General features: G+C 65.2%; 7 protein-coding genes. All 7 read right to left on the bottom strand.

Annotated features, from left to right (window positions below; translation table 11 throughout):
• Nucleotides 1–70: 70 nt before the first annotated feature.
• The 7 genes from F4Z81_01330 to F4Z81_01360 all read right to left on the bottom strand — a co-directional run bounded on the left by F4Z81_01330 (nt 71) and on the right by F4Z81_01360 (nt 14,419).
• Nucleotides 71–1,363 carry a molybdopterin molybdotransferase MoeA gene (locus tag F4Z81_01330; protein MXW03687.1) on the bottom strand — a complete coding sequence of 431 codons (1,293 nt, stop codon included), beginning with the start codon at nt 1,361–1,363 and terminating at the stop codon, nt 71–73.
• Complete coding sequence (locus tag F4Z81_01335; protein MXW03688.1) at nt 1,323–2,606, bottom strand: molybdopterin molybdotransferase MoeA; 1,284 nt, start codon at nt 2,604–2,606, stop codon at nt 1,323–1,325. The genes F4Z81_01330 and F4Z81_01335 overlap by 41 nt, the downstream gene beginning before the upstream one ends.
• Nucleotides 2,607–2,679: 73 nt before the next feature.
• Nucleotides 2,680–4,329 carry an aminopeptidase P family protein gene (locus F4Z81_01340; protein ID MXW03689.1) on the bottom strand — a complete coding sequence of 550 codons (1,650 nt, stop codon included), beginning with the start codon at nt 4,327–4,329 and terminating at the stop codon, nt 2,680–2,682.
• A 55-nt stretch (nt 4,330–4,384) separates the two neighbouring features.
• Nucleotides 4,385–5,611: a bifunctional glutamate N-acetyltransferase/amino-acid acetyltransferase ArgJ gene (gene argJ, locus F4Z81_01345; GenBank protein ID MXW03690.1), complete on the bottom strand. Its 1,227-nt coding sequence runs from the start codon at nt 5,609–5,611 to the stop codon at nt 4,385–4,387.
• 2 nt (nt 5,612–5,613) lie between these two features.
• On the bottom strand, nt 5,614–8,853 hold the full coding sequence (carB, locus tag F4Z81_01350) for a carbamoyl-phosphate synthase large subunit (protein ID MXW03691.1): 3,240 nt from the start codon (nt 8,851–8,853) through the stop codon (nt 5,614–5,616).
• A 221-nt stretch (nt 8,854–9,074) separates the two neighbouring features.
• Nucleotides 9,075–11,834 carry a tetratricopeptide repeat protein gene (locus tag F4Z81_01355; GenBank protein MXW03692.1) on the bottom strand — a complete coding sequence of 920 codons (2,760 nt, stop codon included), beginning with the start codon at nt 11,832–11,834 and terminating at the stop codon, nt 9,075–9,077.
• Between the two features lie 68 nt (nt 11,835–11,902).
• Nucleotides 11,903–14,419 carry a DNA internalization-related competence protein ComEC/Rec2 gene (locus tag F4Z81_01360; GenBank protein MXW03693.1) on the bottom strand — a complete coding sequence of 839 codons (2,517 nt, stop codon included), beginning with the start codon at nt 14,417–14,419 and terminating at the stop codon, nt 11,903–11,905.
• Between the last annotated feature and the right edge of the window lie 267 nt (nt 14,420–14,686).

Consider the following 14,686-nt stretch of genomic DNA (forward strand, 5'->3'; position numbering starts at 1 on the left):
GAATACGGATATACATAATAATATACGCAATTGTGAAGCGAATTTTAAAATTCCGTAACTTGAGTAAATATCAGTAGTTACGATCAGCCGAGAGCCCGCTGTAACCCCCAAGTAACATGACCTCGATTTCCTGGCCGGCCGGCATGAATTCCTGATCTTCGTGACTTACGGCCAACCCGTCGGCGATGGACATGGATCTCAGAATGCCGGAGCCCTGCGCACCGGTACGCGATGCGAAGTATTGATCTCCCCGCTTCTGGAGGGTCACGCGAATGAACTGTTTGCGTCCGAGCGATTTCGTCAAGTCTTCCAGGAGGCGGGCCTTGATCGTGGGGCGGTAGATGCGGGTGTATCCCTGCATCTTGAGCAGGGCGGGACGCATGAAGAGCTCGAAGGTAACCATGGAGGCTACCGGGTTGCCGGGCAGGCCGAAAACGATGGTGTCGTCAATTGAACCGAAGGCGAGGGGGCGACCTGGCGTCATGGACACCTTCCAGAAGGCCATGGAGGTGCCGACGGCCTCGAGGGCGGCCTTGACGTAGTCGTATTCTCCCACCGAGACCCCGCCCGAGGTGATGACCGCGTCCGCAAGGAGTCCGTCGCGCAGCGCCTCTTCGAGCGCTTCCTGGGTATCGGGAATGATGCCCAGCCGCAGGGGTATGCCGCCGGCGTCCGCCACCAGTGCGGAAAGGGCGTATCCGTTGCTGTCCACGATCTTGCCGTCCTCGAGGGGTTCGTCCACGTCGACGATCTCGTCGCCGGTGGACAGCACGGCAACCCGCGGCCGCCGGTAGACCGTTACGTGGGAGCGGTTGGTAGAGGCCAGCAGGCCGACTTCGGCCGGCCGGATCAGCATGCCGGACGGGATGATGAGATCCCCTTCGCGGATGTCTTCACCGGCCCGGCGGAGGTCCGTTCCGGGTTCCACGGCCTGGAGTATGCTTACGCGGCGCGCATCGATCCTTAGCGAGCGTTCGGCGCGGACGATGGTATCCGCGCCTTCGGGCACCGGCGCGCCCGTCATGATGTGTATCGCCTGTCCCGGTCCGACGGAGCGTTTGGCCACGTATCCGGCGGGAAGGTCTTCGACGATCTCCAGCTCCGCCGGGGAATCCGGCGACGACGGTACCGTATCCGCGGACCGCACCGCGTAGCCGTCCATGGCCGAATTGTCCCAGGGCGGCTGGTTCCTCGTGGCGTGGACGTCTTCGGCCAGTACCCGGCCGCGCGCCGAGGCGATATCTACGCGCTCTACGCCGATCGGCCGGATCCGGTCCAGAATCGCGTCCCGGGCTTCGATAACGGAGATCATCGCGTGTTCCTCACAGTACACCCTGTCCGGCCGCGCACTTGCCGGTCGCATTCTGCTCGGCCGCGCCCATCAGCAGCACCTGGACCTCGGATCCGCGGGGCACGGAGGTTACGCCCGTTTCCACGACGACGAGACCGTTGGTCCCGGTCATGGAACTGAGCATGCCGGACCCTTGTCCCGCTGCGGTCGAGGCGTAGAACCGGCCTTCGGTACAGGTGATTCTGGCGCGCAGATAGTGCCGCCGGTCCCCGCCGGCCGTCAGATCGTTCTCGAGTTCCGCCTTGACCGTGGGCAGGCGCCAGTCATGGGGGCTGTAGCCCATCATCTTCCGCATGGCGGGCCGTGCGAAGAGGAGGAAGGAGACCATGCAGGAAACGGGATTGCCCGGCAGGCCGAAGTACGGCTTCCCCTGCAGCAGCCCGTAGGCGAGGGGCTTGCCCGGCTTCATCTTCACCCGCCAGAATCTCATGTCCGCGCCGAGGTCTTCCAGCACTTTTTTAACGTAGTCGTAGTCGCCCACGGAAACGCCGCCGGTGGAAAGGACGATATCCGCGCTCAACGCCGACCGTATGGCCTTCGCGATCTCCGCTTCGCTGTCCCGGGCGATGCCCAGGTTGACCGGCCGGCCATTGCATTCCCGCACAAGCGCGGCCAGGGAATAGCTGTTGCTGTTGACGATCTTTCCCGGTACGAGCCGCTCGTCGATTTCGACGACCTCGTCGCCCGTGGAAAGGATGGCCACGGCCGGACGCCTGCGTACCGCGACCTGGGACCGTTGGAAGGCCGCCAGGAGGCCGATCTCACCGGGACCGATTTCGGCGCCTGTGAAAAGAACCCGCTGGCCCTGTTTTACGTCTTCCCCCCGGTAGCGTACGTTCTGGCCCGGCTTCACCGCCTTCAGGATCTCCACGCCATCCGCATGCTGCCTGGTGTTCTCCACCATGACGACGGCGTCCGCGCCTCCGGGGAGGAAGGCGCCGGTCATGATGCGGGAAGACTTGCCGGGAACCACGTGCGCGGCGGGAACGGTGCCCGCTGGGATCTCTTCGAGGACCTCGAGGCGGCGGGGAGCTTCCTCGGATGCGCCCGAGGTGTCTTCGGCCCTGACGGCGTAGCCATCGACGGATGAGTTGTCCTGGGGAGGCACGTCGAACCTGGGCGCCACGTCTTCGGCGAGCACCCGGTCCTGGCTCTCGGACAGCGGTACGCGCTCGACGCCCGAGACGGAGACCGATTCCAGCACGATCTCCTGAGCCTCCTCCACGGTGAGCATTCGGTCCGCTGTCATGTTCATTTGTCCATACCGGAAATCGTAGATACGGTTTGCCGGCCGTCTGTGGGTGAGCGCCCGGTTATCGGACGGGCCTTCAAGGAGCGGGTTGCGCCATGAAGGCTTCGATTTCTTCGATCGACCGGGGCGTCCCTTCCGACAGCACGCGGTGTCCGTCTTCGGTCACCAGCACGTCGTCTTCGATTCGCACCCCGATATTCCGGTACCGCTCGAAGGCGGGCCGTATCGCCTCGATCAGCGCCCGGTTCCGCGGGGTGTCGTCCAGGTTCTCCAGCGTGTCCTCCCGGACGTAGATGCCCGGTTCCACCGTGATCACCATGCCCGGCCTGAAGGGCATGTCCCTGCCGCCCACGTCATGGACGTCCAGCCCGATCCAGTGGCTCGTGCCGTGCATGTACCACATGCGGTACTGGTTGCCCGACGTACTCGTGATCAGCCCCAGTTTCAGGAGTCCGTCCGCGATCACCTTCCGCGCCACTTCATGGACCCTGCGCATGGTCATGCCCGGCCGGACGGCGGCGACGCCCCGGGCATGGGCGTCGAGGACGACCTCGTACACTTCTCGCTGGGCATCCGCGAAGACCCCGCCGACCGGGAACGTCCGCGTGACGTCGGCCGTGTAGTATCCGACGGCCGCGCCGATATCGGCCAGGACGAGTTCTCCGCTTGCGATCTCCCGGTTGTTTTCCTCGTAGTGCAGGGTCGTGGCGTTGGGCCCCGAGGCCACGATGGACGGGAAACCCCAGTGCGCGCCGTGGGCGCGATAAATGGAAAGAATGATACCGTCGAGTACGGATTCGTTCAGCGGTCCGCCTGGACCACCCTGTCCGCCCGGTCCGCTTGCCCTGCGCATGATGGCGCGCTGCGCAAGGCGGGTGATGTCGACGGCGCGTTGCAGCCGCTGCAGCTCCCAGTCCGATTTGACGACGCGCAGGTCCCGGAACAAGCCGGAGGCCAGCCGTACCCGGGCGGCGGGAAAACGGGCGGCCTCCGAGGCGAACCGGAGGGCCCGGGGATACCGGCTGCCGTACCTGGAACTGGCGTCGGCCAGGAGCCAGACGGCCACGGGCGTTCCGTTCTCGACGGATTCGCCAATGGCCCGGTAGTCCCCTTCGTCATCGGACGGACGTTTTTCATAGGCCGATCCGTGGAGGACGGTCTCCACAAAGGCGTCGAACTCCTCGATCGGCCATACATGGGCGATCCCGGTCCGTTGCCGGGCTTCTTCCACCCCGATCATGTGGCCGGTCCAGATTTCCCGTGCGGGGTCCCGCCTGGGGAGGAATAGGATTTCCTTCTGGCTTCGATTCCCGGGCAGCAGCACAAGCGTTGCGCCGGGCTGGCTGATGCCGGTCAGGTAGAAGAGGTTGCTTTCCTGCCGGTAGGGATAGTTCACATCGTTGCTGAATACCTTGGGTTCCGCCCCGAAGAGGATCATGATCCCGCTGCCCATGCCTCTGCGTATCCGTTCCCGCCTTTCCGCCAGTTCCTCCACCGGCACCGGTCCGGGGTCCGCCGTGATTGACACGGATTCCGACTGGGCGGCGGCCGGGGAAACGGAGGTTACGCCGTAAAGGACCATTCCCCAGAGCGCGGCAGTGAAGATCGTGCACAGCGCGGCGGTGAAGACCGGACCGTGCCTGGTGGAGTCCGACCGTGAAGCGTCGCGGACCGTGTGCTGCACGTTGCCGGCCGAAAAAGGACCAGGTTTAAATCGTGGTTTCATGAGACGTCTTCCGTGGTGGCGGCCCGCAAGGCCGCGTGAAATCGTTGGTGGTGTATCAGGTGGTATATTCCGCGTTCACGGTCACGTATTCGTGGGACATGTCGCAGGTCCATACCGTCGCAGCGCCGTCTCCCAGCCTGAGATCGATTTCAACGGGTATTTCACTGGCGGAAAGGGCTTCCCGCATCGTCGGCTCGTCGAGAGGGAGCCCCCGTCCGTCCCGGGTCAACTGGTGGCCGCAGAGGAACAGGTCGATCGTGTCCGGGTCCGATTCGGCGGCCGCGTACCCGACGGCGCAGAGGATCCGGCCCCAGTTGGGATCGTGGCCGTAGATGGCCGTCTTCACGAGGGCGGAATTCGCCACGCTCATGCCGATCGTCCGGGCGTCCTCGTCCGACCGGGCGCCCCGCACGAGGATCTCCACGAGTTTGGTCGCGCCTTCGCCGTCCCGGGCGATCTTCTTCGCCAGGTCGGTACAGACGTGCTCCAGCGCCTCGGCGAACCGCTCGAAGGCGTCCCCTTCGGGCTGCGTGATCACCGGGTTGCCCGCGGCGCCGTTGGCCAGGATGAATACGGTGTCGTTCGTGCTCATGTCCCCGTCGACGGTAATGCAGTTGAAGGACTTGCCGACCGCCCGTCGGAGGGCCGACTTGAGGGCGCCCGGCGCAATGGCGGCGTCCGTCGTGACCACGCCGATCATCGTGGCCATGTACGGGCAGATCATGCCCGCGCCCTTGGCGATACCGCCAACTGTCACGGCCCAACCGTCGAGGTCACACCGCACTGCGCAGGTCTTGGGCACCGTGTCGGTCGTCATGATCGACTCGGCGGCGTCCGGGTCCGGCCCCAGCGGCTGCCGCTCCAGCGCTTCCCGGATGCCATCGCGGATCACGTCCATGGGCAAGGGCCGTCCGATGACCCCGGTGGACGCGACGAGGATCTCGCTCGCGGGCACGGACAGCCCTTTGGCCACCAGGGCGGCCATCTCCCGGGCGTCCGCCATGCCGGGTTCCCCGTTGCACGCGTTGGCGTTGCCGCTGTTGATCACGACGGCCCGCGCCATGCCGGTCTGCAGATGGTCTTCCGAAAGGATCACCGGCGCGGCCCGCACCCGGTTCGTGGTGAACACCCCCGCCGCGGAGGCGGTCCCGCCCGCGTCGATCACCACCAGGTCCTTGCGGCTGCCCTTCGGACTGTTGATGCCGCAGCCCGCCGTGTTGGCCAGGAACCCCTTTGGAGCCAGTACGCCCGAGGCCAGTTCGCCGCCGTCTACCGTCTGCATGGTCAAACCCTCGCTTCTTTCAACGTCTCGTGCCATTCCTGCAGGCTCTTCACCGAGATCTCGCGGCCCTCGTTCTTGAGCGCCTGGATGGCCTTGACCGCGGACCAGGCCGCCGAGAGCGTGGTGATGCATGGGATGTTCGCCTCGATGGCCGCGCGGCGGATCATGTAGTCGTCGTCCCGCGCGCTCTTGCCCAGGGGCGTGTTGATGATGAGTTGGATGTCGCTCCGCCGGATGTGGTCCACGATGTGCGGTTCGCCTTCCCAGACCTTGTTGACCCGGACCACCGCCAGGCCGGCGTCCTCCAGCGTGCGGCCGGTACCGCTCGTCGCCATGATCGTGAAGCCCAGCATATGGAGCTCCCGGGCGATTGCCACGACGTTTTCGTGGTCGAAGGCGTTGACGCTGACCAGGACGGTGCCGGACAGGGGCAGGGAGCCGCCCGCCGCGCTCTGCCCCTTGGCGAAGGCGATCCCCGGCTCTTCGTAGATGCCCATGACCTCGCCGGTCGACTTCATCTCGGGTCCGAGCAGGCTGTCCGACCCCGCGAATTTGACGAAGGGCAGCACGACCTCCTTCACCGAGGCGTAGGGCGGGATGATCTCCTCGGTGAAGCCGAGTTCGCGCAGCGTCTTCCCGGCCATGACCCGGGCCGCGAGCTGGGCCAGCGGCACGCCGATGGCTTTGGACACGAAGGGTATCGTCCGCGAGGCGCGTGGGTTGACCTCCAGCACGTAGACGACGTCGTTCTTGATGGCGTACTGCACGTTGATCAGGCCGACGACCTTGAGGCTTCTCGCCAGGGCGTGGGTGTAGTTCCTCATGGTGTCGATATGCATGGGCTCGACCATGTAGGGCGGCAGCACGCAGGCGCTGTCCCCGGAATGGATGCCCGCTTCCTCGATGTGTTCCATGATCCCGCCCAGGACGACGTCCGTCCCGTCGGAGATGGCGTCCACGTCGTACTCGAAGGCGTCCTCGAGGAATTTGTCGATGAGGATGGGATGCTCGGGGGAGACGTGGACGGCGGTCCGCATGTAGCTTTGCAGGGAGTCGTCGTCGTAGACCAGGGCCATGTTGCGGCCGCCAAGGACGTAGGAAGGCCGCACCAGCACGGGGTATCCGATCTCTCCCGCCACCTCCCGGGCCTCTTCGAAGGAGAAGACCGTCCCGTGGGGCGGATGGGGGATGCCCAGCGCCTTCGTCAGGGCGCCGAACCGCTTGCGGTCCTCGGCCAGGTCGATGCTGTCGGGCGAGGTGCCGATGATGGGCACGCCCGCGCGCTCGAGCGGCAGGGCCAGCTTGAGGGGCGTCTGACCGCCGAACTGGACGATCACGCCGTCCGGCTTTTCCGTCTCGACGATGTTCATCACGTCTTCAAAGGTGAGGGGCTCGAAGAACAGCCGGTCCGAGATGTCGTAATCGGTGCTCACGGTCTCCGGGTTGCTGTTGACCATGATCGTCTCGTATCCGTCCTCCTTCAGCGCCATGACCGCCTGCACGCAGCAGTAGTCGAACTCGATCCCCTGGCCGATGCGGTTCGGCCCGCCGCCCAGGATCATAATCGTCTTCCGCGTCTTGGGCCGGGTCTCGTTCTCGGTCTCGTAGGTCGAATAGTAGTAGGGCGTCATGGCCTCGAACTCGGCCGCGCAGGTGTCGACGGTCTTGAACACGGCATCCACGCGCGCCTCGATGCGCCGTGCGCGGACCGACCGCTCGTCGCTGCCGGTCAGGTGGGCGATCTGCATGTCGGAGAAACCGGCCTGCTTGGCCTTGTGCAGCAGGTTCCGGGGCATGGACCCGTTCCGGTGCGCGCCGATTTCGCCCTCGAGATCGACGATGTCCCTCAGGTTGTGCAGGAACCAGGGATCGACGCCGGTAAGCGCATAGATCTCGTCGACGGGCATGCCGAGCTGGAGGGCGGTCTTGATCTGGAAGATGCGCTCCGCCGTGGGCCGGGTCATCTGCTCCCTGAGATCGTCCAGCACGCCGTCCACCGCGTCCTTCCCGTCCGCGCCGAGGCCGTGGCGGTCGATCTCCAGGCCCCTGAGCCCTTTCTGGACCGCTTCCTTGAAGGTCCGGCCGATGGCCATGGTCTCGCCCACCGACTTCATCTGCGTGCCGAGCTGGGTGTCGGCGTTGGGAAATTTCTCGAATGCCCACCGCGGGATTTTCACCACCACGTAGTCGATGGTGGGCTCGAAGGACGCCGGGGTTTCCCGGGTAATGTCGTTCGGGATCTCGTCCAGCGTGTAACCTACGGCCAGTTTCGCGGCGATCTTGGCAATGGGGAAGCCCGTGGCCTTGGAAGCCAGAGCCGAGCTGCGGGACACGCGCGGGTTCATCTCGATGGCCAGGATGCGGCCGTCCTCCGGGCTGACGGCGAACTGGATGTTCGATCCGCCCGTCTCCACGCCGATTTCCCGGATCACCTTGATCGAGGCGTCCCTAAGCGCTTGGTATTCCTTGTCCGTGAGGGTCTGCGCAGGCGCGACCGTGATGCTGTCGCCGGTGTGCACGCCCATGGGGTCGAAATTCTCGATGGAGCAGATGATGACCACGTTGTCGGCCAGGTCGCGCATGACCTCGAGTTCGTATTCCTTCCAGCCGATGACCGACTCCTCGATCAGCACCTCGGTGATGGGACTGGTGGACAGGCCCCATTCGACGGCCTCGGCGTATTCCGACTCGCTGCGCGCGATGCTCCCGCCGGCGCCGCCCAGGGTGAAGGCCGGTCGGATGATGGCGGGGAAGCCCGTATTCTTCACCAGTTCCCAGGCCTCGTCGACGGTCCGCGCGAAGCCGCCCCGGGGCACCTCCAGGCCGATGCGCTCCATGGCCTGCTGGAACAGTTCCCGGTCCTCCGCCATCTTGATCGCCTCGAGCTTGGCGCCGATGAGTTCGACCCCGTAGCGGTCCAGTGTGCCCGACTCGGCGAGCTCGACGGCGACGTTCAGCGCGGTCTGTCCCCCGAGCGTGGGCAGCAGCACGTCGGGGCGCTCGCGCCGGATGACCTTCTCCACGTATTCCGCGGTGATGGGTTCGACGTAGGTCCGGTCCGCCATGTCCGGATCCGTCATGATCGTGGCCGGGTTGCTGTTGATCAGCACGACCCGGTAGCCCTCTTCGCGGAGCGCCCTGCAGGCCTGGGTGCCGGAATAGTCGAACTCGCAGGCCTGTCCGATGACGATCGGCCCGGAGCCGATGATCAGGATGGATTCGATGTCGGTGCGTTTCGGCAAGATAGCCCTCGAAGGGGACCGCGGTGAGGCGCCCGCGGTGATGCGCTCGCGGTGAGGCCCCGCGGGAAGGCGCTCGCGCGTCACCCGCGTTCAGTTGGAGCAAACCGCATGAATATAAATTGAGAAGGCCCGAATCGCAACGTTAAAACCGGGCCGATACGAGTGGAGGGGGTGCTGGTGGATCGAGCGCGGGCCGAGCGCGGCAGGGCAGGCCGGCGCGTTCATTCCAGCGACCGGAGCAGGACTTCCTGGGCGGCTTCGAAACCGGGCGCGTCCTCCAGGGCTTTCAGTGCGGCCTTCCTGGCGTCGTCCTTCCTTCCCGCCGCCAGGTATGCGCGGGCCAGGTCGTACTGCGCCTGCACCCGGTCGGTGGTCTCGACCGCCAGCACGGCTTCGTACTCCGGCACGGCCAGGTCCGGCCTACCATCCCGTTCGTACAAGCCGGCGCGCATCTTGCGGATCCCGGCGTCGAAGGGGTCGATCATGACGGCCCGTTCCAGGATGCGGAGGGCGTCCCCGCGCCGGCCTTCCCCGGCGTAAAGCCCGGCCAGCGTAGTGCAGGACTCGAAGTCGTCCTCGTCGACGGCGGTGAGTGCCTCGAGGGCCTCCATCGCCGCTTCCGTGTTCCCCTGTTCGAGGTAGATTTCCGCCAGCAACGCGTGGGGGTTGCCGGCATGGGTATAGTGTGCGTGGAGGGTCCGGGCGCGCTCAAGCGGCGCGATGGCTTCCTCGTACCGTTTCTGCCCGTGCAACGCCTGGCCCAGCATCAGGTGGGCGTAGAAACTCTCGGGGTGATCGGCCGCCATCGCCTCCAGTTCGGCCATGGACGGCTTCTCGTCGCGCGGCGGCTTAAATTGTAATACGCGCCTGAGTCCAGCGGTCCGCTTCTCCGTATAATCTGCGAATGCCCGGTCGAAGTCTTCCATGGACCGGCCCGTTACCTCGCGAACGACTTCAGCGGTGGTTCGATTCCGGTTGTACAGGTCCAGCATGTGCCTGACCGCCTCGAATCCGAAGGTGTCCACGATGTATTCCACGACGATCGAGGCCTGGTAGTAGGAAAGGACGATCTGGTTCCGTGACTTCGGCCGGGTGAAACCCCGGTTCAGTTCGCTGACGGCGAGCAGTTCGCCCTGGGCCGCCGCTTCCACGAACTCCGCTTCAAGGTCCATGTCCCATTCCGGCCGGGCGAGACGCGTCTCGTAGACGGCGATGCCTTCCGCCAGCCAGCGGGGAATGCGGTTGCGCGTCTGCTGCAGATGGGTGACATGGATGTACTCGTGCCAGAGCGTCTGCCCCCAGTTGAACGTCCCCTTCGGCCGGGCCCTGGGCGAATTCGCCACCACCACTTCGCCGAAGCAGACCCCCAGCAAGCCGCCCGTTCCCGGCACGCCGGCGATGCGCACCATGAAGTCGTCGTTGTCCGGCAGCATCTCGACGAGCACGGGTCCATTGGGCGTGAAACCGTACCGCGGCGCGATCGTCCGGTGGGCTTCTTCGAGGAGATCGATGGCCAGATTTCCGTACACGGCGTCTTCGTCCCGGTGGATCTTCAGGATAAACGGGCCGCTTTCCCGGGTCTCGAACTCCTCGAAGGCGTCGAGCAGCTCCAGCGTGTTGTAGGTCCGGGTGTCGAAGGGGTCCCGGTCGAAGGCCTGTTCCAGCATCCGGCGGGCCTCGGCCATCTCGCCGACCCGGGTCAGGCTGATCCCCAGCCCGGCATAGGCCGACCAGAGCGCGGGGTCGGTCTCGATCGCCCGCCGGCCCATCTCCACGGACTCCCGGAACCGGTAGCGCCGCGTAAGATGGTTCGCGATGATTTCGTACAGCCGCCCGTAGGAAGGGTTGATGTCCAGGACACGCTGCCGGGCGGCCTCGAAATCGGCCTGGCGGCCCTGGCCGTGGTAAGCGGCCGCCAGGAGGGCATGGGTCCCGGGTGATCTCGGGTTGACCTCCAGGGCCTGGTCCAGTTGGCCGATCGCATCATCGTAGGCCTCGTCCGTGAGGTGGAGACCCGCGAGAAAATGGCGTCCTTCCATGAGCGCCGGGTTGATCGCGAGCGCCTTCCGTACAATGGCCTCCGCCGGCAACGGCTGTTTCTCCGCAAGCGCCTCGGCCAGGCCGATCAGCGCGAGCGGATATCCGGAGTCGATCTTCAGCGCGTCCTCGAAGATCCCGGTCGCTTCCGCGCGGTTGTGCTTGTCGAGGAAGAGGCGACCCCACGCTACGTAGGCATCGAGGTACTCGTCGTCGAAGCGGGTCGCGGCGGCCAGAAAAGAGTTGGCCTCGTGAGAAAGCTCCAGGTACCGCGCGGCGAGCCCTGCGGCCATCAGGTTCGGTGCGTTCGGCGGTCCTTGCGTTCCCGTGTCCCTCAGGACTTCGCGGCACAGTTCGAAGCCTTCCTCGGTCCTGCCCGTCGTGAAATACACCTCCGCGAGCCGAACGGTCACCAGCGCCGGTCCGCCCCGGCTAGACCGGGCGGCGGCAAGCACGGCCTCCGCCTCGTCATGCCGTCCCAGGCGCATTAGCAGTCTGCCGAGTAACGCGCGCATTTCGGCGGTGTCGGCCATCGTGCCCGCGGCTCCAGGCGCGCCCGTACCTGCCGTCGTACCCGCGGCTCCGGTCGTGTCCGCCTGCTCCACCTCGCTCTTCAGGAGTTCGACGGCCTGCCCGTACTGTCCGATGGACGCGTGAAGCCGCGCCAGCGCCAGGATCGTCTCGTTGCGCCGCGTCTGCTCCTCCGGATTGCCGGCCCCGGCGTTACGCAGGCGGGCGTTCTGCCTCGTGACCTCCGCCTGGAGTTCCTCGATCCGATCCACGTAGCGCTGGTGCGCCGCACGGCCTTCCTCGATCGCTTCTTCGAAAGCGTCGTCTTGGGCGGCGCCGTCCTGGGCGGTTGCGCCCTGGGCATGTGAAGGGGGAGGAATTTCCACCGCGGAGAGCAGCAGAAACGCCATGAGCAGACGGGCGGTACTAATCATCACGGACCGGGTAAGCAAAGGGTGTAGAAATAGAGGTTAAATATATGTTTGATAATGACTTATGTGTGCTATCGGAATATAGAAAGAGGGGATTTTCCTGTCAAGAGAAACCCATCCACCACTTGGCGGGGTGTAGGGCCGATGGGTGCTGGCGGCGCAAAGTGCGCCATGTCCCAGTACCGGCCGTTGCTGCGGATCATGACCGCGCCGCCCTCGTCCGTTCGAAACACCTCGGCTCCCCGCCGCCTGTACCGCTCGATGACCTCGGGCGCAGGATGACCAAAGTTGTTGTACATGCCGGCGGAAACGGCCACCGCCTCCGGGTCGACGGCGTTCAGGAAGGCTGATCCGCTCGACGATTTGCTTCCGTGATGGGGTGATTTGAGCACCGTGCTTTTCAGCATGGACGGCCGGCGGACGGTCGCGGCCTCGCCTTTTTCCTCGATGTCACCGGTCAACAGCATGCTGAACTCCCCAAGAGACAGGCGCAGGACCACGGACACCTCGTTGGAGTTGAGCTTCGCCGTGCCGGACAGGAACAGGGGGTCCGGATGGAGAAACAGGCCGCGCACGCCACCCAGCGCCGACAGAGTGTCCCCCTTAGCAACCGCGCGGTACGGGATGCCGTGCCGGTCTACGGCCTCGCGCCACGCCCGGTAGGAACCGGACTCCGAACCGACGCCGCTCGAAAGGACCTCGCCCACTTCGACGGACTCCACGACGGCCCGGAGTCCGCCATAGTGGTCCAGGTCGGGATGGGTGACGATGATCGTATCCACGCGGCGGTATCCCTTAGCACGCATGAAGGGCAGGATGACGCGGGTGCCTGCGTCGTAGAAGGGCGTACGGGCGCCGCCGTCGACCAGGAGGGTGTGCCCGTTGGGACAGGCAATGAAAATGGCATCCCCCTGACCAACGTCGAGGACGGTGATCCTCAGCGACCGGTCGGGCAGCAGGTTGTAACAGAAGACCAGGAGGCAAAGGACCAGCAGTCCGTGCCGCGTCCGCCGGGTCCGCCGTCCCCGAGACCCATCCGGTTTCCAGAGCAGCAACAACCCCGCGCCGTAGAAGGATGCGAAGAAGAGGGTGGAAGGCGCCGGCACCTCGACGAGCGCGGACGGTGCGCCGGAGAAGGCCTTCGAGAGATGGATCATGGCGTACAGGACCAGTGCGTTGACGGCGCTGAATAGCCGGGCGATTTCGATGGCCAGGGGGCCGGTCAGGGCGGTGAGCACGCCAAAGGTCGTATTCAGGAACACCAGCGGCCCGATGAAGAGATTCGCCACCGCCGACATCCAGGAAACCTGGTAGAACGTACCCGCCACCACGGGCAGCGCGCCCAGTTGCGCCGCGACCGAGACCAGCAGCCCGTCCCGTAGCCACCGGGCCCACCATTTCTCCGACCGGGAAATCCGTTCGGGGAGCAGTTCCTTCATCCTCGGATATCCCGTGATGATGGCGTAGGTCGCCAGGAAGGAAAGCTGGAAACTCAGGTCGAAAAGGGCCGAGGGCCAGATCAGGAGAATGACGATGGCCGCCACGGCCAGGATGTTGACGGTATCGGTCTGCCGGTCCAGCTGGCGGCCCGCCAGGAACAGCGCCGCCATGATCGTGGCCCGGATGACCGACGGCGTCAGGTTTGTGATGAAAGCGTAGAGCACCAGGACGCCCAGCGTGCCGGCGACGACGATGTTCCTCGGTAGTCTCAATACGGACAGCAGCGTGTAAATCACCAGCGTGATCAGGCCGACATGCAGTCCGGATACGGCCAGGATGTGGGCCAGGCCGATCGTCCTGAAGGTGTCGAGCAGGTCCTCGGGCAACTGCCGTCGCGCGCCCAGCAGGATGCCTTTCAGCAGGGCGGCGGAGTCGCCCCGCATGGTCTGGTCGATGGACCGGTCGATACTGTTGCGCAGCGGGTCGATGACCCCGGTCTGCCAGGTGAAGGACGTGTTGCGCCGCGTCACGCGATAGCCCGCCTCATCGCGCACGCTCATCAGCGCATGCACTCCCCGGCTCGCGTAGTAGGTCCGCGCGTCGAACCCGCCGGGGTTCCGGGCGGGTTGAGGGCTGCGCAGGCGTCCCGATACGAGGACGCGGTCGCCGTACACACCGGGATCGATATCGCTGTTCAGGCGGACCTGCAGGCGCCCCGAAACGGGTGCCGCCCGATCGGTGGCGGTCGACATGCCAGGCGACTCCGATGAAGCCCAGCCGACAACGCCCAGCGAGATGGAGTCCACATCCACCGTGACCAGGGTGAAACGGTCTCTCGCATCGGGCGATCGTACGATCGTCCCGGCCAGCGCATGCCGCTGCCGCTGGTCGCAGAATCGCCGGATGTCGTTCGCGGGCACGACCCGCACATGCACCGCGTACCAGAAGGCGCCCGCGAACACGAGACCCAGGGCCATGAAGACCCGAAGGGATGGCGCAGCGGCTCCGCGGGTCCGGCAGAGCGCGTAACCCGCTGCGATGACCGCCATTGCTCCCAGCGCGAAAAGGACAGGCGATACGGCGACGCGGTGTCCCAGCAGGATGCCGATGACAAAGCACACCGCGATGAACAGGGCCGGGCGTTGCATGTTGGGCGTCTACTGCCCCTGTTCAAGCAAAATGCGCTCGAGCCGGTCGAAACGGGCGTCTACTTTCCTGGCATCTTCCCGGATATGGTCTTCCAGCCGATCGAACTTCGCGTCAACCTTGTCAAATTCTGCGTCAACCTTTTCAAATCGTTCCCATATGTTGTCCTCGAACCGGTCGAATTTCGTGTCGATCTTTGTTAATTCTTCCCGGATATACTCCTTCAGTTCCCGCCGACTGCCTTTCGCCTCGCGCCAGAAGAAGATGAA

The sequence above is a fragment of the Gemmatimonadota bacterium genome (assembly GCA_009835325.1).
Taxonomy (GTDB): domain Bacteria; phylum JAAXHH01; class JAAXHH01; order JAAXHH01; family JAAXHH01; genus JAAXHH01.

What these genes read in the sequence shown, in the direction of transcription:
- F4Z81_01330 (MXW03687.1), bottom strand. Translation starts at nt 1,363, where the DNA reads ATGCGACCGGCAAGTGCGCGGCCGGACAGGGTGTACTGTGAGGAACAC.
- argJ (MXW03690.1), bottom strand. Translation starts at nt 5,611, where the DNA reads ATGCAGACGGTAGACGGCGGCGAACTGGCCTCGGGCGTACTGGCTCCA.
- F4Z81_01335 (MXW03688.1), bottom strand. Translation starts at nt 2,606, where the DNA reads ATGAACATGACAGCGGACCGAATGCTCACCGTGGAGGAGGCTCAGGAG.
- F4Z81_01340 (MXW03689.1), bottom strand. Translation starts at nt 4,329, where the DNA reads ATGAAACCACGATTTAAACCTGGTCCTTTTTCGGCCGGCAACGTGCAG.
- F4Z81_01355 (MXW03692.1), bottom strand. Translation starts at nt 11,834, where the DNA reads ATGATTAGTACCGCCCGTCTGCTCATGGCGTTTCTGCTGCTCTCCGCG.
- F4Z81_01360 (MXW03693.1), bottom strand. Translation starts at nt 14,419, where the DNA reads ATGCAACGCCCGGCCCTGTTCATCGCGGTGTGCTTTGTCATCGGCATC.